This window comes from Sphingomonas sp. Leaf25 (assembly GCF_001421635.1).
GTDB lineage: Bacteria > Pseudomonadota > Alphaproteobacteria > Sphingomonadales > Sphingomonadaceae > Sphingomonas.
In genome coordinates this window covers 20820-41999 of the sequence record NZ_LMKU01000001.1, presented here as the reverse complement: position 1 = coordinate 41999, position 21180 = coordinate 20820, and the positions used below count along the sequence as shown (strand labels likewise).

Sequence of the window (21180 nt, the reverse complement as noted above, 5' to 3'; positions counted from 1 at the left end):
ACCGACCCGAAACTCTTGTCAGGGAGGGGAGCAGATCTGGCGGCGTTCCGACGGAATGTCGATCGGACCGCCTTACGCCACCCCCGCCGCCTCGCGATCGCGCTCCGCCCGGCTTTTCTTCTCGGCGCTGGTCTTCAACTGACCGCACGCCGCGCCGATGTCCTGCCCGCGCGTGCGGCGCACCGGAGCGGAAATCCCGCCCTCGAACACGATCTCGCTGAACGCGCGGATCCGCTCGGGCGTCGAGCATTCGTACACCGTCCCCGGCCACGGATTGAACGGGATTAGATTGACCTTCGCCGGCAACTGGTACTTGCGCAGCAACCGCACCAACTCGCGCGCATCGGCGTCGCTGTCGTTCTTGTCCCTGAGCATGACGTACTCGAAGGTGATCCGCCGCGCGTTGTTGGCACCGGGATAATCGGCGCACGCCTGCAACAGCTCCTCGATGCCGTATTTGCGGTTCAAGGGCACGATCTCGTCGCGCACTTCCTTGGTCACGGCATGGAGCGACACGGCAAGGTTCACACCGATCTCCGCGCCCGCGCGCGCCATCATCGGCACCACGCCCGACGTGCTGAGGGTGATCCGCCGCTTGGACAGCGCAAGGCCATCACCGTCCATCACCACGCCCAGCGCATCGCGCACCGCATCGAAATTATACAGCGGCTCGCCCATGCCCATCATCACGATGTTGGTCAGCATCCGCCCCTCGGGCTGGCTCGGCCATTCGCCCAGCGCATCGCGTGCCAGCATTACCTGCCCGACGATCTCGCCCGGCGTCAGGTTGCGCACCAGCCGCATCGTGCCGGTGTGACAGAAGGTGCAGTTGAGCGTGCAGCCGACCTGGCTCGACACGCACAGCGTCCCCCGATCGGCGTCGGGGATGAACACCATCTCGTAGTCCTGCCCGTCGGGCGAGGTCAGCAGCCACTTGCGCGTGCCGTCGTTCGACACCTGCGCCTCTTTCACGTCGGGCCGGCCGATCACGAAATGGCGTTCGAACAACGGATGCTGCGCCTTGGCAATATCGGTCATCGCGGCGAATTCGGTCACGCCGCGATTGTAGATCCAGTGCCAGAGCTGCTTGGTGCGCAGCTTCGCCTGACGCGCATCCAGCCCGGCGGCGGCCAGCGCGTCGCGGATCTCGGGGCGCGAGAGCCCGATCAGGTCGGTACGCCCATCGGCACGCGGCACGGCAGGCCGCGGCACCGGCACGGGATCGACATGGCCGGGGATCGGCATGGGCGGGGAGGCGAGGGCAACGTTCATTCTATCCGCCATTCGGTATCGCTGGAGGGTTCGAGCATCCGGCACATCCGAACGCCATCGACATGGTCGAGCAGGTCACGCGCCGCCCGGCCGCCCATCGGGTCGAGCACGACATCGATGCCTTCCCTCCGGGCCAGTTTCGCCGCCGGCACGAAATCGGCATCACCGGCGACAAGGATGATCTGATCGACCTGCCGTTTGAAGGCCATTGCCGCGACATCGAGTCCGAGTCGCATGTCGACGCCCTTCTGGACGGTCTTTATCTCGAAATCCTCGTCGCTGGCGACGAACTGTTCGTCCAGCCAGCGGCGCATCGCTTCGGGTTTGGGAACCCAGACCACGTCGTCGTTCAGCCGTCCCAGACGCAGCGCTACCTTGCGCGCGTCGAGCAACCGGCGGTGGATCGCCTGCCGTTGCAACGCGGTCGACGTTTTGGCCAAGTCTAGGGACTTGCGCGAGATGGGATAGTGCAGCCGCTTGGTCAGCGGCGGACAATCATAGAAAAAGATGCGATACAGGTCCGACGATTCGCCCGGCCGATAGCCTTGCGTCACATCGCCCAACGCATGCGGTTCGGATCGATGCCGGATGGCCAGATGCCAACCGGCAAGATACGGCACGGCCCATGCGACCTGCGCCGGATCATTGCGATCCAGATGAGGAAAGCTGTAACCGAAGCGGCGCAGAAAATACGCACCATCGATCACTATAGCAGTCGACATGGAGGATACCGGAAAAAGGTTGCCCCCGGGATCGGCCTTGAGCTGATGTCTGCTCTTGCGAGCGCCTCAAGACGGCATGCCGGGGGCAGGATGATCTATACATAACGTATAGATGCGCAGAAATCAACCGCGCAGGCACCCCAGCCGCGCCGCGTCGATCGCGCTCGCCGCGCCGCCGAGTGTATAGACGTCGACGAACGGCGCGCCGGCGGCGCTCACGCTCTCGACGCTCATCGACCGGCCGCCGCGCATCGCCGCCACGATCGCCCGGTCGGCGGCGGCATCGGGTGCCCAGGCGTCGCTCGCCCCCGCGGTCAGCTCGAAGCGCCGCTCGCCGATCGCCAGCACGACCCGCGCGCGCTCGGCCCGCGCGCGGCTGAGCCGCACATGGACCTGCGCCCGCACGCCTGCGCCCGGCCAGTTGGCGACGCTCGCGAACGCGCGGCCGCCCTTGGGCTCGACCGGCTGGGCGATGGCGTAGCAGCGGCTGGGCCCGGTGCCCCTGAACGCACCCCAGCGCCGGTAGATGCCGATCGCCTGCGGCGGCGCGGCGACCGCCAGCAGCAGCGCGATCACGCCGGGGCCGAAACCGACGCCCGGCCGCTGCCGGTATGCACCACCGTCTCGCGACCGCCCTCGATCCGCACGATCGACCCTTGCGGCAGATCGGGGGCGACCGGCGCATCGAATGGCGGCAGCACCTCGGCCCCGGTCAGCACCCCGCGCAACACCCGGCTCGACATGCCGTGCATGATGACCAGCCGGTCGCCGGGATCGTCATGGGTATCCGCCGCCCAGCCACCGACGCGCGCGGCGATCGCGTCATACCATTCGCCGCCTGGCGCCGGCCGGCGATACAGCCTGGCCTCGACATCGAGGAAGTCGGCGTGCGGACCGGTCAGTTCATGATAATAGCGCCCCGACCACTCGCCCATGCCGATCTCGACCAGCCGGTCGTCGCGGTGCGCGCCGTGCCAGTCGAGGTCGAGATGCTCGGCGATGATCGCCAGCGTCTGGAGCGCGCGCCCCGCGCTCGACGCCCAGAGCGTGATTTTGGGGCGAACGCCCAATATCCCGCGCAGCGCCGCGCCCATCGCATCGGCCTGCGCGAAGCCGGCGCGGGTCAGCGGGGTGTGCGGGTGGTCGCCCTGCATCCGCTGCGCGATATTGTACACCGTCTCGCCGTGACGGGCGATGAAGTCTCGCCCCTTGCGCTGGTTCGTCATGGCCCCGCTTTCAAGGGGATGTTGCCCGATTGCAACGCATTTCGCTGTTTAGGTGAGGTTCATGCAACGCCCGCCCAAACCGTCCATTGGAGCCGTGCGCCGGCCGGATGTGACGTGCGGGCACTTGTTGACGGAGTAACACCATGCGTACCACCCTGATCGCTCTTGGCCTCGCTGCCGGCACCGCGCTCGCCACCCCGGCGCTGGCGCAGGACGTGAACCCCGCGTTCACCGGCTTCCGCGTCGGCGCGCTCGCCGGCTATGACGGCATCCGCCCGGGCAGCACCGAGGACAGCGACCTCGACGGCGACGACGAGACGGTCAACGGCCTGCTCTATGGCGTCGAGGCCGGTTACGACTTCGCGCTCAGCAACTTCCTCGTCGGTGTCGAGGGCGAATATACCGGATCGACCGGCAAGGTCGAAACCGCGCGCACCGATCCCAATTTCTTCGGCTTCGGCAACGTCAAGACCGGCCGCGACCTGTACGTCGGCGCGCGCGCCGGCATCCTCGCCGCCCCTGAAACTTTGGTCTATGTGAAGGGCGGCTACACCAACGCGCGCCTCAACGTGCTGGCCAGCGACGGCACCACCGACAGCCGCGAGAATTTCGAACTGAACGGCTATCGCCTGGGCGCGGGCGTCGAACAGGCGATCGGCACGCGCGCCTATGCCAAGCTCGAATATCGCTATTCGAACTATTCGAACGCCGATTTCCAGCTCGGCAACGGCGCAACCTCGCCGCGTTACGACATCGACACCGACCGGCATCAGGTCGTCGCCGGCGTCGGCATCCGGTTCTAAAGCCCTGACGCTCGTCATTCCCGTGCAGGCGGGAATCCATGGCCGCCGAGGCTTCGGCAGGATCGCAGCCGCTGCGGCAATGGGTCCCCGCCTGCGCGGGAATGACGAAAATGGGTCGAATATTGCCATGGCAAGAAAGGCCGGGGCGGTTTGCGCCGGCCTTTCTTTGCGCTAGGGGTATCGTTCAGGTTTCATACGTTGCCGGCGAATCCAGCCCGCCGGCCGAGCTGCGAGCGCATCCGCGCGGGGGATATTCATGAAGGCGACGATCGAACGCGCGACCCTCCTGAAAGGGCTGAGCCATGTCCAGTCGGTGGTCGAGCGGCGCAACACCATTCCGATCCTGTCGAACGTCCTGATCGATGCGCGCGAATCGACCATCCGCCTGATGGCGACCGACCTCGACCTGCAGATCGACGAGACGGTGCCCGCCGCTGTCGATCAACAGGGTGCGATCACCGTATCGGCGCACACCCTGTTCGACATCGCCCGCAAGCTGCCCGAAGGATCGCAGGTCCAGCTCGCCGCCGCCGAAGGCCGGCTGACCGTGATCGCGGGTCGTGCCCGCTTCAGCCTCGCCACGCTGCCGCGCGACGACTTCCCGGTGATCGCGGAAGGCGAACTGCCGACCCAGTTCGAGTTGCCGGCCAAGACGCTGAAAGACATCATCGACAAGACCCGCTTCGCCATCTCGACCGAAGAGACGCGCTATTATCTGAACGGCATCTTCTTCCACGTCGCCGAGAACGACGGTAAACCGGTGCTGAAGGCCGCCGCGACCGACGGCCACCGCCTCGCGCGGATGACGGTCGACCGGCCGGAGGGTGCGGAAAAGATGCCCGACGTCATCGTGCCGCGCAAATGCGTCGCCGAACTGCGCAAATTGCTCGACGAGGTCGACGGGTCGGTCGGCGTGTCGCTCTCGCCCAGCAAGATCCGCTTCGATCTGGGGCAGGCGATCTTGACCAGCAAGCTGATCGACGGCACCTTCCCCGATTATTCGCGCGTCATCCCGACCGCGAACGACAAACTGCTCAAACTCGACCCCAAGAGCTTCATGGCCGGCGTCGACCGCGTCTCGACGATCGCCACCGAAAAGACCCGCGCGGTCAAGATGGCGCTCGACCGCGACAAAATCACCCTGTCGGTCACGAGCCCCGAAAACGGCGCGGCGGCGGAGGAAGTGCCCGGCGATTATAGCGCGCTGCCGTTCGAGATCGGCTTCAACAGCCGCTATCTGCTCGACATCCTCGGCCAGATCGACAGCGACATCTGCGAAGTCCACCTCGCCGACGCCGCCGCCCCGACGCTGATCCGCGAGAATGATGCGTCGCCGGCACTGTATGTCTTGATGCCGATGAGGGTCTAAGGACCAAGCGAGGCGAATAACAACGTTATTCGCCGGTGCGCAAAGCGCACGCGCCAGACCGGCCGGCGCCGTACAACGGCGACCGACGTCATGGGATTAACTCCCATGACGGCCCCCGACGCGATGCCATGACAACCTGCTCCCCTCCCTTGTCAGGGAGGGGAGACACCAAAGAGCCGCTACCCCACTACCCCACCGCTAAAAATCGGCACGAACCCGCCATAAATCATCCGCGATCCGTCGAACGGCATCGGCAGTTCCGCGAAGCGCGGATCGTCGGGCATCGCCGCGAAACACCGCTCCGCCGTCGCCTTGTCGGGCCAAAGCACCCAGCCGAGCGCCACGCTCTCGCCGTCCTTCAGCGCCACCGCGCGGGCGAAGTCGGTCTGCTTGCCCGGCGGCACGTCGTCGCCCCACGCCTCCATCTGGCCGGTCGCGCCATAATCGCGAAAGATCGCCCACGCCGCCTCGGCCGACGCGCGATAGGCGTCGCGGTCGGCATCGGCCACCGGGGTCACGAATCCGCTGACATAGCTCATGTGTCTGCTCCCTGTGCGGCGGCCAGCCGGGCGCGCCATCGGTCGAACCTCGGCGGCGGCGCACCGGTGAACCCCGCCATCTGCCCCGCCAGCGCCCGCGCGAACGCCGGGCGCGCCTGCCCCCGCGCGACATAGGCGGCCAGCGTCGGCTCCCCGGCCAGCAGCACATCGTCGCGCAGCAGCCGCAGCACCGAAATCATCATCAGGTCGCCGACCGAGAAATCGCCGTCATACCATTCGCGCTCGCCCAGCCGCGCCGCCGTCTCGGCCAGCCGCTGGCGCACCCGCGCCTCGATGCCGGGCAGCCGGGCACGCGACCATGGTTCGTGCGCCTCGAAGATCGTCGCCGTCGCATGATCGGCGATCGGCGGCTCGACCGTGTTGAGCGCCGCGAACAGCCATTCGCTCGCCCGCGCCGCGCCGCCCGGATCGTCGGGCAGCAACCGGCCATGGGTGCGCGCGAGATGCAGCACGATCGCCCCCGATTCGAACAGCACCAGCTCGCCCTCGGCATAGGTCGGCACCTGGCCGTAGGGGTTGAGCGCGCGGTGCGCCTCGCGTTTCTGCGTACCCTGCGCCAGATAGGCGACGTCATAGGGCTGGCCGATCTCTTCCAGTGCCCAGCGCACGCGCAGGTCGCGCACCTGCCCCCGCGCGAAATCGGGCACCCAGTCATAGGCGGTGACGACCGGCCGGCCGCTCACGCCGCCGCCTGCATTGCCTCGAACGCGGCAAGATCCATCCACATCGGTTCGAGGACATGGCCGTCGGGATCGGCGATCGTGCGGCCGTACAGGAAGCCGTGATCCTGTGGCGGCCGGACATCGGCGGTCCCGCCCGCCGCCGCGCCCGCCGCGACGAAGCTATCCACGCCCGCGCGGTCGTCCAGCGACAGCGCGATCAGATGTGCCGTCGCGGTCCGTTCGTCGGCGACCGGCAGCGGTGCGAAACCGGCGAAGCGATCACGGTGGAGCAGCATCACGACGATATGCTCGGACCATTGCATCGACGCGCTGTCGTCGCCCGAAAAGCGCGGATCGCGCACGAAGCCGACGCTTTGGTAGAAGGCGGTCGCCCGCGCCACGTCGTTCACCGGCAGGTTCACGAAGATCATCCGCGTCATGCTCGCCCACCTTCGCCCGAGTCGCTGGTGCCACGATCATCGCCACCCGCCGCGCCGATGCAACCCTCGTCGAAAGGGGGCGCGCCAAGCAAGGCGCGCCAAGGTCCGACCCATCGACCCGGAAACGAACGTCGCCCCAGCGAAGGCTGGGGCCTCAAGCGGCTTTTGTCGCGCATCAACCCCGGGAAATCCCGGCCTTCGCCGGGATGACGTCTGTTTCAGGGTGGGGAGATCAGACCCAACCTGCGTCGGGGCAACGGTTCCGCGCCGAGGGGGCAAGCCCCGGCGCGACCCTTCAAGCCGCCAGCCGCTCGCCCTCGCGCAGCGTCAGCACCTCGACCCCGGTGGCCGTCACCGCGACGGTATGTTCGAACTGTGCCGACAGCTTCCCGTCGGCGGTCGTCACCGTCCAGCCGTCGTCGCTCTGCTCGATCCGCCGGCTGCCCTGGTTGAGCATCGGTTCGATGGTGAAGGTCATCCCCTCGCGCAGCAGCATGCCGCTGCCGCGCCGCCCGAAATGCAGCACGTTCGGCTCCTCGTGCATCTCCCGCCCGATGCCGTGGCCGCAGAATTCGCGCACCACGCTATAGCCATGCTGCTTGGCGTGGCGTTCGATCGCATGGCCGATGTCGCCCAGCCGCGCGCCGGGCCGTACCGCGGCGATGCCCTGCCACATCGCGCCCTGCGTCACCTCCACCAGCCGCCGCGCCTGCGGGCTGACCGTGCCGACCGTATAGGTCTTGCTCGAATCGGCGATGAACCCGTCCTTCTCCAGCGTGATGTCGAGGTTCACGATGTCGCCGCCCCGCACGATCGCCCCGGCCGAGGGCACGCCATGGCACACTACGTCGTTGATCGAGCTGTTGAGCACATAGGCGAAGCCATATTGCCCCTTGCTCGCCGGCCGGCTCGCCAGATCATCGGTGATGAACCGCTCGACCAGATCGTTGATCGCCAGCGTCGACAAGCCCTCCAGCACGGTCCGGTCGAGCATCGCGAATACCTGCGCCAGGAGCTTGCCCGACCGGCGCATCGCCGCCAGTTCCTCCATCGTCTTGACCATGGTCAGGCGGCGTCCGCGACCGGCGGGTGCGCGGCTGCGATCTCGCGCGCGACGATGGCGTTGAACGACAGCGTCGGGCTGGCTTCGGCCAGCATCCCGATCTTCATCCAGAATTCGGCCTGCGCATTGATCGACCGGCACAGCACGGTACTGGAGCGCCGCGCCGCCTCGTGCAGCGCGTCGTCGATCTTCACGATACCCATGTCGGTTTCCTGTGCAGCATACGGATCATATATGGTTCGTATCATGGCTGGTCAACGCGCTGTCCTACAGCGCCGGTCGCTGTCAGAGTCCGCCGGGTCGCGATGCGGGGGGCGGGTGGTGGAGATACGCAACATTCCTGACCGGCGGGGCCCCCGCGTGCCGACCCGATCGACGATACGCCGTCCGATGCTGCGAACGCTTCACAACAAATGCGTCGTTAGTGTAAACTTTGTAAACTTCGGCGGGGATTACGCCACGCCACGGGCAAAGCCCGTGTCGTCGGACGGCGCTGCCAGCGCCCCCTGCCGGGCGCGCCCTGTGCGGCTCGGTGCAGCTACGCTGCGCCTTGCCCGGCGCGCCGTTAGTGTAAACTTTGTAAACTTCGGCGGGGATTACGCCACGCCACGGGCAAAGCCCGTGCCGTCGGACGGCGCTGCCAGCGCCCCCGGCCGGGCGCGCCTTGTGCGGCGCGGTGCAGCTACGCTGCGCCTTGCCCGGCGCGCCGTTAGTGTAAACTTTGTAAACTTTGGCGGGGATTGCGCCACCCCACGGGCAAAGCCCGTGCCGTCGAACGGCGCTGCCAGCGCCGCGGGCCGGGCGCGCCTTGTGCGGCGCGGTGCTGCTTCGCTGCACCTTGCCCGGCGCGCCGGCAAACCTGCAACACGGCCGTGCGGAAGCGTGACCCCACGGCGTCCACGCCCCCTCCGCGTCTCCGCGCCTCCGCGTGAACCCATTCTGCCGCGTGCCGACGAAACGCGCGGTAAATGTAAACTTTGGGGGGAATCGAAGCGTGCGACAGGCCCCGCCACGGGCAAAGCCCGTGCCGTCGAACGGCGCTGCCAGCGCCGTCGGCCGGGCGCGCCTTGTTCGGCGCGGCGTAGCTGCGCTACGCCTCGCCCGGCGCGCCGCCGATCAATTCCGCCACCGCATCAAACCCATGCGCGATTTCGCTTACGCCCAGCTCGCGCAACCGCGCATCATGGCCCACCGCGCAGTGCGACCCCGCGCACAGCCCGATCACCCGCGCGCCGGACGCGACCGCGCCGCGCACCCCGACCGGCGAGTCCTCGAGGATCACACAATCCTCGATTGCGACCCCCAGCCGCTCGGCCCCATACCAGTACAGGTCGGGCGCGGGCTTGCCGTTGGCGACATGCTCCTTGCCGCTATACACATGCTCGCCGAACACATCGCCCAGCCCGATATGGTCGAGGTGGGTGCGGATCCAGTGCGTCGTGCTCGACGAGACGATCGCCTTCGGCAGATCGGCGGGCAGCGAGCGGACGAACGCGACCGCCCCCGCCACCGCCTCGACCCCCTCGGCCAGCACCCGCGCATCCTCGATCGCCCGCGCCTCGGCGAATCCGGCGGGCAGCGGGCCGCCGACCCAGCGTTCGATCGCATCGGTGAACTGCCTGCCCGACAGTCCCATGAAATGGGCCATCGAATCGGCTGCCGTCGTCGGATGGCCGGCGGCGGTCAGCACCTCGGCGATATGCCGGTTGCCGGCGAACTCGCTCTCGATCAGCACCCCGTCGAAATCGAACAGCAGGGCCTTGGGTCGCGTCATCATCCTGTCCTTAAACCGTCCGGCGCTGCCCGAACAACGCCGATCCGACGCGCACATGCGTAGCGCCCAGCGTCACCGCCACCTCGTAATCGCCCGACATGCCCATGCTGAGCCCGGCAAGGCCATGGTCGCGCGCCAGCTTCGCGGTCAGCGCGAAATAGGGCGCGGCCTCGACGTCGAACGGCGGCACGCACATCAACCCGGCAACCGGCAGCCCCGCCGCCTTCGCCTGATCCAGCAGCGCGGGCAGATCGGCCAGCGCACAGCCGCCTTTCTGCGGCTCGTCGCCGATATCGACCTGAAGGAAACAGGCCGGCGCCCGCCCGACCTTGTCGATCGCCCTCGCCAGCGCGGTGACGAGCGAGGGCCGGTCGACCGAATGGATCGCATCGAACAACCGCACCGCATCCTCGGCCTTGTTCGACTGCAACTGCCCGATCAGGTGGAGGTCGATCCCCGGCGTCGCCTCGCGCAGCGCGGGCCATTTGCCCTGCGCCTCCTGCACCCGGTTCTCGCCGAACGTCCGCTGTCCGGCATCGATCAGCGGCTGGATCGTCGCGGCGTCGTGCGTCTTGCTGACCGCGATCAGCGTGGTCGATCCGTGCTCGCGCCGCGCGATCGTCTCGGCACGGGCAATGGCGTCGCGGATGGCGGACAGGCGTGCTTGGGGCTCGGGTTCGTGCATGGCGCGCGCTATAGGGGCGCATATGCGCTCCCGCCACCCTTTGCCGCGCCGCTGGCTGATGACCGACGAACGGCTGGGCGCGGCGCTGCCCGCGATCGTCGCCCGGATGCCGAAGGGGAGCGGCATCGTGTTCCGCCACTATGCGACGCCGCCGGTCGAGCGCCGCGCGCTGTTCACGAAGGTCCGCCGCATCGCCCGCGCCCGCCGGCTGGTGCTGCTGGTGGCGGGGCCGGCGTTGCCCCGCGCCGATGGCATCCACGGCCGCACCGCGCGACCGGGCAGGGGCCTCGCCACCCGCCCGGTCCACACGCTGCGCGAACGGATCGCCGCAGAGCGCGCCGGGGTGGACGCGATCTTCGTCTCGCCGGTCTTCGCCACCCGCTCGCACCCCGGCGCCCGCGCGCTCGGGCGGGTCCGCCTCGGCCTGCTGCTGCGCGACAACCGCCTCCCGACCATCGCGCTCGGCGGCATGGACGCGCCACGCGCGCGCAGCCTCACGGGCCGGGCGATCCACGGCTGGGCCGCGATCGACGCCTGGGCGGTGTGAAATTGGTCTCGGGAAAATGGTGCCCAGAAGAGGACTCGAACCTCCACGACCTTGCGATCGCCAGCACCTGAAGCTGGTGCGTCTACCAATTCCGCCATCTGGGCACGGGGTAGGAGGGCGCCTCTACGGGGGGTCGCCGGGGGTGTCAACAACGTTGTTGCGAATAATTGCGGTCCTTGCCGTTTGCGTGGCGGAACGGCATGGGGTTCCCGCATTCGAACCGATCACCGCCCCGCGAAGCAGAAGGCAGGCACGATGAAGAACCAGTTGATCACGCTGTTCGGCGGTGGCGGCTTTGTCGGCCGCTATGTCGTGCAGGAATTGCTCAAGGCCGGCGCCCGCGTCCGCATCGCCCAGCGCGATCCGCGCCAGGCGCTCTACCTCAAGACGCAAGGCGGGCTGGGCCAGACGCAGTTCGTCGCCGCCGACCTGTCGAAGCCGGAAACGGTCGCGCGCGCGGTCGCCGGGTCGGACGGGGTCGTGAACCTCGTCGGCGTGCTGGCGGGCGATTTCGACAAGGTGCATGTCGCCGGTGCCCGCACGGTCGCCGAAGCCGCGCAGGCGGCGGGTGCCACGTCGTTCGTGCAGATTTCGGCGATTGGTGCCGATGCGAACTCGCCCTCGGCCTATGGCCGCTCGAAGGCGGGCGGTGAGGAGGCGGTACGTCAGGCGTTTCCCGGCGCCACCATCCTGCGCCCCTCGATCGTGTTCGGGCGCGAGGACGGCTTCGTCAACCGCTTCGCCGGCATGATCGCGGGCGCCCCCGCGCTGATCGGTCGCCCGATCGTGCCGGTGATGGCGGCTTCGGCGAAGTTCCAGCCGGTCTATGTCGTCGATCTGGCGCAGGTGATCGTCAAGGCGCTCGGCGATCCCGACCGGTTCGGTGGACAGACCTATGCGATCGGCGGCCCCGACGTGGTGACGATGGGCGGGCTCAACCGCTGGATCGCGCAGGCGATCGGCCGCGACGTGCGCTTCCTCGAAATCCCGAACGAGCTGGGCGGGGTGATCGCGGCGATGCCGCTCACCCCGATCTCGAAGGATCAATGGGCGATGCTCTCGCAGGACAATGTCGTGGGCAGCGGCGTTCCGGGAATCGAGGCGTTCGACCATCGCCCGGTGCCGATGGCCACCGTCGCCCCCGACTGGCTGGTGCAATATCGCAAGAGCGGGCGCTTCGGTCGCATCGCCGAACTGAAGGGCGCGTAAGTGGAGTGGATCACCTACGTCGTCCTCGGCATCATCGAGGGGCTGACCGAATTCCTGCCGGTGTCCTCGACCGGGCACCTGATCCTTGCGGGCGAGCTGTTCGGCTATACCGACGAAAGCTCGATCGTGTTCAAGATCGCGATCCAGTTGGGCGCGATCCTCGCGGTGCTCGTCGCCTATCGCGCGCGCTTCACCGGCGTGGCGCTGGGGCTGACCCGGATGGACCGCCAAGCGATCGCGTTCACCCGCAACATCCTGATCGGCTTTCTGCCGGCGATGGTCGCGGGTGCGCTGTTCTATGACGCGATCCGCGCGGTGATGCAGAAACCGGTGATCGTCGCCGTCGCGCTGATCGTCGGCGGGATGCTGATCCTGCTGATCGAACGCATGGTGAAGCGGGTGCGCATCCACGCGGTCGAGGACATGAGCGTCGGCAACGCTATCTCGGTCGGGGCGATGCAGTGTATCGCGATGCTGCCGGGCGTCAGCCGTTCGGGGGCGACGATCATGGGTGCGCTGCTGCTCGGCGTCGAGCGGCGGACGGCGGCGGAGTTCAGCTTCTTCCTCGCCGTGCCGACGATGATCGGCGCGACCGCCTATTCGCTCTACAAGGATCGCGCGCTGCTGACGCTCGACGATCTGACGGGAATCGCAATCGGCTTCGGCGCGGCGTTCGTGGTGGCGCTGCTGGTGGTCAAGGGTTTCGTCAGGATCGTCGGCCGCTTCGGTTTCGCGCCGTTCGCATGGTATCGGATCGTCGCCGGCAGCATGGCGTTAATCTGGTTGCTTGCGCGATAGGGCCGGATCGGCCTCAACCGTATGACGAACGGTTCTGAAAATTCTGCAAACCGTTCGCATTAAGATAAATGGGACACCAAAGCTGACCTATCGGTAGTTTGTTGCGTGACTCCGTCGCCCGGATATGCTTTTCGGACGATCGGAGGGCACCATGGCCGATCAAGCAATGTTGAAGTTCGTCGCGCGTCCGCAGGCCTATCCGGCCAAGCGCGAAGCCGAATTGCGCGCGGACGACTTTCGCGAAATCGCCGAGCGCTATGCGCCGCCGGCGGCCGAGGATCAGGCCGGGCGCTGCTCGCAATGCGGCGTGCCCTATTGCTCGGTACATTGCCCGCTGCACAACCATATCCCCGACTGGCTCCGCCTGACCGCCGAAGGGCGGTTGCAGGAGGCGTATCAGCTTTCCAACAGTACCTCGACCATGCCCGAGATCTGCGGCCGCATCTGCCCGCAGGACCGGCTGTGCGAGGGCAATTGCGTCATCGAATTTTCAGGGCACGGCGCGGTCACGATCGGATCGGTCGAGAAGTTCATCACCGACACCGCATGGGAAAACGGCTGGGTCGAGCCCGTGGCGGTCGGCCCGGCGCGCGGCCAGTCGGTCGGGATCGTCGGGGCCGGCCCGGCCGGGCTGGCGGCGGCGGAATGGCTCCGCAACCTCGGTTACGACATCCATGTCTATGATCGCTACGACCGTGCCGGCGGGTTGCTGACTTATGGCATCCCCGGCTTCAAGCTGGAGAAGCCGGTTGTCATGCGCCGCGTCGAGCGGTTGAAGGAAGGCGGCATCGTCTTTCACGAAGGGTTCGAGGTCGGCCGCGACGCGACCCTCGACCAGTTGCGCCAGCAGCATGACGCGGTGCTGATCGCCACCGGCGTCTACAAGCCGCGTGCGATCAAGGCACCCGGCGTCGGCAGCGGCGGCGTGGTCGATGCGCTCGACTATCTGACCACGTCGAACAAGATCGGCTTCGGCGACACCGTGCCGGCCTATGACGACGGATCGCTCAATGCGGCGGGCAAGAACGTTGTCGTCGTGGGCGGCGGCGACACCGCGATGGACTGCGTCCGCACCGCGATCCGCCAGGGGGCGAAGTCGGTGAAGTGTCTCTACCGCCGCGACCGCGCGAACATGCCCGGATCGCAGCGCGAAGTCGCCAATGCCGAGGAAGAGGGCGTCGAGTTCGTCTGGCTCTCCGCCCCCGCCGCCTTCGACGACCGCGACGGACAGGTGGTGCAGGTCCGCGCGACGGGTATGCGCCTCGGTGCGCCCGACGCCTCGGGCCGCCGCGCCCCGGAAACCGATCCGGGCAACGAATTCCTGCTCGACGCCGATCTGGTGGTGAAGGCGCTGGGCTTCGATGCCGAGGACCTGCCGACGCTGTTCGACGCGCCCGAACTGGGCGTGACGCGCTGGGGCACGGTCCGCGTCGACGGCAAGTCGATGATGACCTCGCTCGACGGCGTCTTCGCTGCCGGCGACATCGTGCGCGGCGCATCGCTGGTCGTGTGGGCGATCCGCGACGGCCGCGACGTGACCGAGCGGATGCACACCTATCTCAAGGCGAAGGCCAAGGCGGCGAGGGTGGCGGCGTGATTAAGGCGGTTCGCATATTGCGAACCGTCGTGATCGCTGTCCTCGTCGCACTTGCGCTGCCGCCGACGGCCTTGTTCGCTGCCGATTGGCTTCGTTATTCGCGAATCGCCAGTCAAGAGGTGGGCAAGCTTCAGGCGGCGGGCGTGCTGTATCGTGCTGGCCAAGCACGCGAAGCTCGGTCGATGATGATGGTTTTGATCGACGCCGATGAGCCTGACTGCAAGGCGACACCTTGGACGCTGGTTCATCGTGGGACCGTTAGGGAATCTGACGCGCTGCGATTATGGGTCGCGTCTTCTTCGATCGATGCGATGTACGCAGACGAGGCCCGCATCAAATCATTGGCTCGTGATTGGTCGATGCGGGAGCTGATCGGTTTGCGAAGCTGTATTGAACTGACCCTGTTATCGAATTGGTGTGCTTCGCTGGCGGACCCGAAAAACTACGAGGTTACGCGCGATCCCATCTCGATCGCGGCTGATTGTGCCGCGTTGAACGTATCTTTTCCGCCCAAGCGGACTTCCATGCTGTTGCCTGAGGAAACTCTGTCATGACCCTCGAAACCGAACGCCTCCGCCTCGCCACCGAAGGCATGTACCGCCCCGAATACGAAGGCGATGCCTGCGGCGTCGGCCTCGTCGCCGCGACCGATGGCAAGCCGTCGCGCCGCGTCGTGCAGTCGGCGATCGATGCGCTGCGCGCTGTATGGCATCGCGGCGCGGTCGATGCCGATGGCAAGACCGGCGACGGCGCGGGTATCCATGTCGACCTGCCGCACCGCTTCTTCGACGATGCGATCGCCGGATCGGGGCACAAGCCGATGCACGCCCGCCTCGCGGTCGGCATGGTGTTCATGCCGCGCACCGACCTTGGCGCGCAGGAGACGTGCCGCACGCTCGTCGAATCGGAAATCATCGAGGCCGGCTGGTCGATCTACGGCTGGCGGCAGGTGCCGGTCGACGTGTCGGTCATCGGCATGAAGGCGCAGGCGACCCGCCCCGAGATCGAGCAGATCATGATCGCCGGCCCCGCGCCCGAGGACATGGACGAGGCCGAGTTCGAGAAGCACCTCTATCTCGTCCGTCGCCGGATCGAGAAGCGGATCATCGCCGCGCAGATCACCGGCTTCTACTTCTGTTCGCTGTCGTGTCGCTCGATCATCTACAAGGGGCTGTTCCTCGCCGAATCGCTGTCGGACTTCTATCCCGACCTGAACGACGAGCGGTTCGAATCGCGCGTCGCGATCTTCCACCAGCGCTATTCGACCAACACCTTCCCGCAATGGTGGCTGGCGCAGCCGTTCCGCTGCCTCGCGCACAATGGCGAGGTCAACACGATCCGCGGCAACAAGAACTGGATGCTCAGCCACGAGATCAAGATGGCGAGCATCGCGTTCGGCGAGCGCTCCGAGGACATCAAGCCGGTGATCCCGGCGGGCGCGTCGGACACGGCGGCGCTGGATGCAGTGTTCGAGACGATCTGCCGGTCGGGCCGCGACGCGCCGACCGCCAAGCTGATGCTGGTGCCCGAGGCGTGGCAGGGTGCCGCCGACATGCCGCCGGCGCATACCGCGATGTATGATTATCTCGCGAGCGTCATGGAGCCGTGGGACGGTCCCGCCGCGCTCGCGATGACCGACGGCCGCTGGGCGGTCGCCGGGCTGGATCGCAACGCGCTGCGCCCGTTGCGCTATACCATCACCGGCGACGGGCTGCTGATCGTCGGGTCGGAAGCGGGCATGGTGCCGGTGTCGGAATCGACGGTGGTCGAGAAGGGCCGCCTTGGGCCGGGCGAAATGCTCGCGGTCGACCTGACCGAAGGCAAACTCTACAAGGACCGCGCGATCAAGGACAAGATCGCGGGCGAGGCGGACTATGCCGCCATGACCGCCAAGTTCCTGACGATCGGGGATCTTCCCGCCGCCACCGCCGATCCGCTGCGCTACGACCGTGCCGAGCTGGCGCGGCGGCAGGTGTGTGCCGGGCAGACGCTGGAGGACATGGAGCTGATCCTATCACCGATGGTCGAAGGGGCCAAGGAAGCGATCGGATCGATGGGTGACGATACGCCGCTGGCGGTCATCTCCGACAAGCCGCGGCTCATCAGCCATTTCTTCCGCCAGAATTTCTCGCAGGTGACGAACCCGCCGATCGATCCGCTGCGCGAGCGCTACGTCATGTCGCTCAAGACGCGCTTCGGCAACCTCGCCAACATCCTCGACACCGGCGACCGGTCGAGCAAGGTGCTGGTCCTCGACAGCCCGGTGCTGACCAACACCGACTGGCTTCGGCTCAAAAGCCATTTCGGCGCGCAGACGGCGGAGATCGACTGCACCTTCCCGGCGGGCGAAGGGCCGGAAGCGCTGCGTGCCGCCATCGCCCGCGTTCGTGCGCAGGCCGAACAGGCGGTGCGCGAAGGGCGCAGCGAGCTGTTCCTGACCGACGAGCATCTGGACGCGACCAAGGTCCCGATCGCCGGCGTGCTGGCGGCGGCGGCGGTGCATACGCATCTGGTGCGCAAGGGTCTGCGGTCCTATGCGTCGATCAACGTGCGCTCGTCGGAGTGTCTCGACACCCATTATTATGCGGTGCTGATTGGCGTCGGCGCGACGACGGTGAACGCCTATCTGGCCGAGGCGGCGATCGCCGATCGCCATGCACGCGGGCTGTTCGGCGACATCTCGATCGACGAGGCGTTGACGCGCCATCGCACCGCGATCGACGAGGGGCTGCTCAAGATCATGTCGAAGATGGGGATCGCGGTGATCTCCAGCTATCGCGGCGGCTATAATTTCGAGGCGGTCGGTTTGAGCCGCGCGCTGGTCAACGACTTCTTCCCCGGCATGCCCGCCAAGATTTCGGGCGAGGGCTATCATTCGCTCCACGTCAACGCGACGCAGCGGCATGACGCGGCGTTCGACAGTGCCGTCGTGAACCTGCCGATCGGCGGCTTCTATCGCCAGCGCAACGGTGGCGAGGCGCATGCCTATTCGGCGCAGCTCATGCACCTGTTGCAGACGGCGGTCGCGACCGACAGCTATTCGACCTATATGCAGTTCTCGCGCGGGGTGCGCGACCTGCCGCCGGTCTATCTGCGCGACGTGCTCGAGTTCAACTTCCCCGAGACCGGCGTGGCGATCGATCAGGTCGAGGCGATCACCGAGATTCGCAAGCGGTTCGTGACGCCGGGCATGTCGCTCGGTGCGCTCAGCCCCGAAGCGCACGAGACGCTGGCGATCGCGATGAACCGCATCGGCGCCAAGGCAGTGTCGGGCGAGGGCGGCGAGGACAGCATCCGCTATCAGCCGTACGAGAATGGCGACAACGGCAACTCGGTCATCAAGCAGGTGGCGTCGGGCCGCTTCGGCGTCACCGCCGAATATCTCAACGCCTGCGACGAGATCGAGATCAAGGTCGCGCAGGGTGCCAAGCCCGGTGAGGGCGGGCAGTTGCCCGGCTTCAAGGTCACGGAGTTCATCGCCAAGCTGCGCCATGCGACGCCGGGCGTCACGCTCATCTCGCCGCCGCCGCACCACGACATCTATTCGATCGAGGATCTGGCGCAGCTCATCTACGACCTCAAGCAGATCAATCCCAAGGCGCGGGTCTGCGTGAAGCTGGTCAGTTCGGCGGGCATCGGCACCGTCGCGGCGGGCGTGGCGAAGGCGCATGCCGACGTCATCCTCGTGTCGGGCCATGTCGGCGGCACCGGGGCCAGCCCACAAACGTCGATCAAATATGCCGGCACGCCGTGGGAAATGGGGCTGAGCGAAGTCAACCAGACGCTGACGCTCAACGGCCTGCGCGGGCGGGTGGTGCTGCGCACCGACGGGGGCCTCAAGACCGGGCGCGACATCGTCGCCGCCGCGATCCTCGGGGCCGAGGAGTTCGGCATCGGCACGCTGTCGCTGGTGGCGATGGGCTGCATCATGGTGCGCCAGTGCCATAGCAACACCTGTCCGGTCGGCGTGTGCGTGCAGGATGAGCGGCTGCGGGCCAAGTTCACCGGCACGCCCGAAAAGGTCATCAACCTGATGACCTTCATCGCCGAGGAAGTGCGCGAGATCCTGTCGCGGCTCGGCGTGCGGTCGCTGAACGAGGTGGTCGGGCGGACCGAGTTTCTGCGGCAGGTCAGCCGCGGGGCCGAGCATCTCGACGATCTCGACCTCAACCCGATTCTGGCGAAGGTCGATGCCGAGGAGAGCGAGCGGCGGTTCAGCCTGTCGACGTTCCGCAATGCGGTGCCCGACAGCCTCGATGCGCAGATGATAAAGGATGCGGCGGCGGTGTTCTCGCGTGGCGAGAAGATGCAGCTCACCTATTCGGTGCGCAACACCCACCGCGCGGTCGGCACCCGGTTGTCTTCCGAGATCACCCGGACGTTCGGCATGTCGAAGCTGGCCGACGGGCATGTCACGGTGCGGCTGCGTGGGTCGGCGGGGCAGAGCCTCGGCGCGTTCCTGTGCAAGGGGTTGAAGCTGGAGGTGTTCGGCGACGCCAACGACTATGTCGGCAAGGGGTTGTCGGGCGGCACGATCGTGGTGCGGCCGATGGTGTCGTCACCGCTCAGGAGCCACGAGAACACGATCCTCGGCAACACCGTCCTCTATGGTGCGACCAGCGGCAAGCTGTTCGCGGCGGGGCAGGCGGGCGAGCGATTCGCGGTGCGCAATTCGGGCGCGACCGTGGTGGTCGAGGGCTGCGGGGCCAATGGCTGCGAGTACATGACCGGCGGCGTCGCGGTGGTGCTGGGGCGGACCGGTACGAACTTCGGCGCGGGCATGACCGGCGGCATGGCGTTCGTCTATGACCATGACGCGAGCTTCGAGCGGCATCACAACCCGGAAAGCATCACGCTCCACCGGCTGGGATCGGCGCATTGGGAAGCGAGCCTGCGCGACCTGATCGAACAGCACCACAAGGCGACCGACAGCCGCTGGTCGGGCGCGATCCTCGAGGATTGGGAGCGGACCAAGGGCCGCTTCTGGCAGGTGGTGCCAAAGGAAATGCTGACCCGCCTGGCGCACCCGTTGCTCGACGATGCCGCCGGCGAACCCGGTCAGGCGGTCGCGGCGGCCTGAAGGCCCGGACCGGCATCCCTTCCCAACAGAAGGGATGCCGGTCCGGGCGCTAGGCGGGATCGACATTCAGCATTTCCGGCCAGTCTTCGTCATTTTCGGCCGAAACAGCTATCCCTTTCGTCACCCCGGACCTGTTCCGGGGTCCACGGCCCGGCAATCGGTGCGCCCTGAGGCTGTATCGGCAGCGTTTGGGGCCAGGTGGACCCCGGAACAAGTCCGGGGTGACGATGGGAGCGTGAAGGTCGATCCGGCCTATACCGGGCGGCGGTTCGGTGCGCGGCTGCTGAGGCGGGTGTTGGGCTGCATCGTTTCGGGTTCGCGGCTGATCCGGCCGCGCAGCCACAGGCCGGCCCATGCCGCGATGCCGATCGCGGCGCAGATCAGTTCGTCGGGCGATCCGATCTCGTTCAGGCGGAGATGCGTCGCGATCGCGCCACCGACGAAGCCGGTGATGAGGATCGCGCCGATCACCGCCGTCTGCGGAATGGCGTAGAGCAGCGCGCACAGGAGCGCGATGCCGCCGACCACCGGGGCCATCTCCATCGGCCAGCCGCTGCGGATCATCTCCTGGGCGACCAGCGCGGGCTGGAACAATTGTACCGCCCCATCGATCAGCAGCAGCACCACGACGGTCGCGCTGAGCAACTGGCCGATACGACGGGACACGGAAGCGGCAGGCATGGGGATACTCTCCACAGGGCGGGCGATGGTTGCATACGCATGGCCGGTGCGACCCACTTCGCCGCCCCCCGGAGACGTCGAGGGCATTGGGCCGCTCGACACACCGCGCTATCCTATCCATTCATCCTATCGGATGTCGAGCGTCGCCGTACCGCCGCCCAGCCAAATGCCGCATAAACGCACAGCGCCGGCCAGCCGCCGTCGGTGGCGTGGAGATAGGCGACGCCGATCGCGATCAGCAGCACCGCCCCCACGCCTGCGATCCGTACCGGCAGCCGGGTGACGAGCAGGGCGACGCCGACGAGCGTCGCCAGCAACGCCTGTACCCCGAGCCAGCCGTAGGACGCCCCGGCCCCGATCGATCCGATGCCCGGCAGCTTGACCGTCGCGAAGCCGCGCATCGCATTGGGGAACACGTCGGCGGCCAGATGCAGCCCGATCCCGATCGCGAGGCCGCCCAGCACCGGCCGCCAGTTGCGCACGGTGAAGGCGAGCAGCAACGGCAGCAGCGAATGGGTCAGGCCGCTGCGATGGCCGAGCGGCAGCAGCAGGTCGAGATCGGGCAGCGTCGTACCGGCAACCCCCGCCAGCACCGCCGCCACCCCCTCCACCCACGGCCGCGTGGCGAAGCGCGCGACCAGCAGCGCCGCGACCAGCCACAGCAGCGATACGAGCAAACCCACCGAACCCCC

The 21180-nt window shown here is 67.3% G+C and carries 21 protein-coding genes and 1 tRNA gene; 8 read left to right on the top strand and 14 right to left on the bottom strand.

All coding sequences use genetic code 11. The features are described from left to right. Positions 1-72: 72 nt before the first annotated feature. From rlmN to ASE78_RS00225, 4 genes are all read right to left on the bottom strand, one after another. The gene (gene rlmN, locus ASE78_RS00240; protein ID WP_235514821.1) at positions 73-1272 is read right to left on the bottom strand and encodes a 23S rRNA (adenine(2503)-C(2))-methyltransferase RlmN; all 1200 of its coding nucleotides are present in this window, start codon (positions 1270-1272) and stop codon (positions 73-75) included. After that, on the bottom strand, positions 1269-1994 hold the full coding sequence (locus ASE78_RS18055) for an NYN domain-containing protein (RefSeq protein WP_082466916.1): 726 nt from the start codon (positions 1992-1994) through the stop codon (positions 1269-1271). The genes rlmN and ASE78_RS18055 overlap by 4 nt, the downstream gene beginning before the upstream one ends. A 123-nt stretch (positions 1995-2117) precedes the next feature. Beyond that, positions 2118-2570: a hypothetical protein gene (locus tag ASE78_RS00230; RefSeq protein ID WP_056491759.1), complete on the bottom strand. Its 453-nt coding sequence runs from the start codon at positions 2568-2570 to the stop codon at positions 2118-2120. Next, a complete protein-coding gene (locus ASE78_RS00225; RefSeq protein ID WP_055761734.1) occupies positions 2567-3220 on the bottom strand; it encodes a histidine phosphatase family protein in 654 nt (217 codons plus the stop codon). Before ASE78_RS00225 ends, ASE78_RS00230 begins: the two co-directional genes overlap by 4 nt. A 143-nt stretch (positions 3221-3363) precedes the next feature. Between ASE78_RS00225 and ASE78_RS00220 the strand changes: the two genes are divergently transcribed. Together ASE78_RS00220 and dnaN are read left to right on the top strand one after the other, a co-directional pair. Continuing rightward, a complete protein-coding gene (locus ASE78_RS00220) occupies positions 3364-4023 on the top strand; it encodes an outer membrane protein (protein ID WP_056491756.1) in 660 nt (219 codons plus the stop codon). A 256-nt stretch (positions 4024-4279) separates the two neighbouring features. After that, on the top strand, positions 4280-5392 hold the full coding sequence (gene dnaN, locus ASE78_RS00215) for a DNA polymerase III subunit beta (protein WP_055761728.1): 1113 nt from the start codon (positions 4280-4282) through the stop codon (positions 5390-5392). Positions 5393-5571: 179 nt separating this feature from the next. On the opposite strand, the gene ASE78_RS00210 is transcribed toward dnaN, so the two are convergent. From ASE78_RS00210 to ASE78_RS00180, 7 genes are all read right to left on the bottom strand, one after another. Then, complete coding sequence (locus ASE78_RS00210) at positions 5572-5931, bottom strand: DUF1428 domain-containing protein (RefSeq protein ID WP_056491753.1); 360 nt, start codon at positions 5929-5931, stop codon at positions 5572-5574. Beyond that, positions 5928-6635, bottom strand: coding sequence for a glutathione S-transferase family protein (locus ASE78_RS19745; protein ID WP_056491750.1), 708 nt, complete (start codon positions 6633-6635; stop codon positions 5928-5930). Before ASE78_RS19745 ends, ASE78_RS00210 begins: the two co-directional genes overlap by 4 nt. Next, positions 6632-7054, bottom strand: coding sequence for a VOC family protein (locus ASE78_RS00200; protein WP_056491747.1), 423 nt, complete (start codon positions 7052-7054; stop codon positions 6632-6634). Before ASE78_RS00200 ends, ASE78_RS19745 begins: the two co-directional genes overlap by 4 nt. A gap of 295 nt (positions 7055-7349) precedes the next feature. Continuing rightward, the gene (map, locus tag ASE78_RS00195; protein ID WP_056491745.1) at positions 7350-8117 is read right to left on the bottom strand and encodes a type I methionyl aminopeptidase; all 768 of its coding nucleotides are present in this window, start codon (positions 8115-8117) and stop codon (positions 7350-7352) included. 2 nt (positions 8118-8119) lie between these two features. Next, positions 8120-8320 carry a ParD-like family protein gene (locus ASE78_RS00190; RefSeq protein ID WP_056491742.1) on the bottom strand — a complete coding sequence of 67 codons (201 nt, stop codon included), beginning with the start codon at positions 8318-8320 and terminating at the stop codon, positions 8120-8122. A gap of 887 nt (positions 8321-9207) precedes the next feature. After that, positions 9208-9891, bottom strand: coding sequence for an HAD family hydrolase (locus ASE78_RS00185; protein ID WP_056491892.1), 684 nt, complete (start codon positions 9889-9891; stop codon positions 9208-9210). 10 nt (positions 9892-9901) lie between these two features. Next, a complete protein-coding gene (locus ASE78_RS00180; protein WP_056491739.1) occupies positions 9902-10576 on the bottom strand; it encodes a YggS family pyridoxal phosphate-dependent enzyme in 675 nt (224 codons plus the stop codon). A gap of 58 nt (positions 10577-10634) precedes the next feature. Here ASE78_RS00180 and ASE78_RS00175 point away from each other — a divergent pair, with 58 nt between their 5' ends. Further along, on the top strand, positions 10635-11123 hold the full coding sequence (locus ASE78_RS00175; protein ID WP_235514820.1) for a thiamine phosphate synthase: 489 nt from the start codon (positions 10635-10637) through the stop codon (positions 11121-11123). A 17-nt stretch (positions 11124-11140) separates the two neighbouring features. On the opposite strand, the gene ASE78_RS00170 is transcribed toward ASE78_RS00175, so the two are convergent. Next, positions 11141-11227 (bottom strand) — tRNA-Leu (locus ASE78_RS00170). 151 nt (positions 11228-11378) lie between these two features. On the opposite strand from ASE78_RS00170, the gene ASE78_RS00165 reads away from it, so the two are divergent. From ASE78_RS00165 to gltB, 5 genes are all read left to right on the top strand, one after another. Next, positions 11379-12332 carry a complex I NDUFA9 subunit family protein gene (locus tag ASE78_RS00165; protein ID WP_056491732.1) on the top strand — a complete coding sequence of 318 codons (954 nt, stop codon included), beginning with the start codon at positions 11379-11381 and terminating at the stop codon, positions 12330-12332. Then, positions 12333-13130 carry an undecaprenyl-diphosphate phosphatase gene (locus ASE78_RS00160; RefSeq protein ID WP_056491729.1) on the top strand — a complete coding sequence of 266 codons (798 nt, stop codon included), beginning with the start codon at positions 12333-12335 and terminating at the stop codon, positions 13128-13130. A gap of 151 nt (positions 13131-13281) precedes the next feature. After that, positions 13282-14727, top strand: coding sequence for an NAD(P)-dependent oxidoreductase (locus ASE78_RS00155; RefSeq protein WP_056491726.1), 1446 nt, complete (start codon positions 13282-13284; stop codon positions 14725-14727). Next, positions 14724-15281 carry a hypothetical protein gene (locus ASE78_RS00150; protein WP_056491723.1) on the top strand — a complete coding sequence of 186 codons (558 nt, stop codon included), beginning with the start codon at positions 14724-14726 and terminating at the stop codon, positions 15279-15281. The genes ASE78_RS00155 and ASE78_RS00150 overlap by 4 nt, the downstream gene beginning before the upstream one ends. Further along, positions 15278-19807, top strand: coding sequence for a glutamate synthase large subunit (gltB, locus tag ASE78_RS00145; RefSeq protein WP_056491720.1), 4530 nt, complete (start codon positions 15278-15280; stop codon positions 19805-19807). The genes ASE78_RS00150 and gltB overlap by 4 nt, the downstream gene beginning before the upstream one ends. 252 nt (positions 19808-20059) lie before the next feature. Here gltB and ASE78_RS00140 read toward each other — a convergent pair whose 3' ends face one another. Next, complete coding sequence (locus ASE78_RS00140; RefSeq protein WP_082466913.1) at positions 20060-20488, bottom strand: DoxX family protein; 429 nt, start codon at positions 20486-20488, stop codon at positions 20060-20062. Between the two features lie 113 nt (positions 20489-20601). Next, positions 20602-21171, bottom strand: coding sequence for a hypothetical protein (locus ASE78_RS00135; RefSeq protein WP_156351224.1), 570 nt, complete (start codon positions 21169-21171; stop codon positions 20602-20604). Positions 21172-21180: the final 9 nt, after the last annotated feature.

Bases quoted from the DNA above. Each gene is read 5' to 3' on its own strand.
- ASE78_RS00225 (WP_055761734.1), bottom strand. From the start codon at position 3,220: ATGACGAACCAGCGCAAGGGGCGAGACTTCATCGCCCGTCACGGCGAG.
- ASE78_RS00210 (WP_056491753.1), bottom strand. From the start codon at position 5,931: ATGAGCTATGTCAGCGGATTCGTGACCCCGGTGGCCGATGCCGACCGC.
- dnaN (WP_055761728.1), top strand. From the start codon at position 4,280: ATGAAGGCGACGATCGAACGCGCGACCCTCCTGAAAGGGCTGAGCCAT.
- rlmN (WP_235514821.1), bottom strand. From the start codon at position 1,272: ATGAACGTTGCCCTCGCCTCCCCGCCCATGCCGATCCCCGGCCATGTC.
- ASE78_RS00220 (WP_056491756.1), top strand. From the start codon at position 3,364: ATGCGTACCACCCTGATCGCTCTTGGCCTCGCTGCCGGCACCGCGCTC.
- ASE78_RS00185 (WP_056491892.1), bottom strand. From the start codon at position 9,891: ATGACGCGACCCAAGGCCCTGCTGTTCGATTTCGACGGGGTGCTGATC.
- ASE78_RS18055 (WP_082466916.1), bottom strand. From the start codon at position 1,994: ATGTCGACTGCTATAGTGATCGATGGTGCGTATTTTCTGCGCCGCTTC.
- ASE78_RS00165 (WP_056491732.1), top strand. From the start codon at position 11,379: ATGAAGAACCAGTTGATCACGCTGTTCGGCGGTGGCGGCTTTGTCGGC.
- ASE78_RS00155 (WP_056491726.1), top strand. From the start codon at position 13,282: ATGGCCGATCAAGCAATGTTGAAGTTCGTCGCGCGTCCGCAGGCCTAT.
- ASE78_RS00180 (WP_056491739.1), bottom strand. From the start codon at position 10,576: ATGCACGAACCCGAGCCCCAAGCACGCCTGTCCGCCATCCGCGACGCC.
- ASE78_RS00200 (WP_056491747.1), bottom strand. From the start codon at position 7,054: ATGACGCGGATGATCTTCGTGAACCTGCCGGTGAACGACGTGGCGCGG.
- gltB (WP_056491720.1), top strand. From the start codon at position 15,278: ATGACCCTCGAAACCGAACGCCTCCGCCTCGCCACCGAAGGCATGTAC.
- ASE78_RS00140 (WP_082466913.1), bottom strand. From the start codon at position 20,488: ATGCCTGCCGCTTCCGTGTCCCGTCGTATCGGCCAGTTGCTCAGCGCG.
- map (WP_056491745.1), bottom strand. From the start codon at position 8,117: ATGGTCAAGACGATGGAGGAACTGGCGGCGATGCGCCGGTCGGGCAAG.
- ASE78_RS00175 (WP_235514820.1), top strand. From the start codon at position 10,635: ATGACCGACGAACGGCTGGGCGCGGCGCTGCCCGCGATCGTCGCCCGG.
- ASE78_RS00190 (WP_056491742.1), bottom strand. From the start codon at position 8,320: ATGGGTATCGTGAAGATCGACGACGCGCTGCACGAGGCGGCGCGGCGC.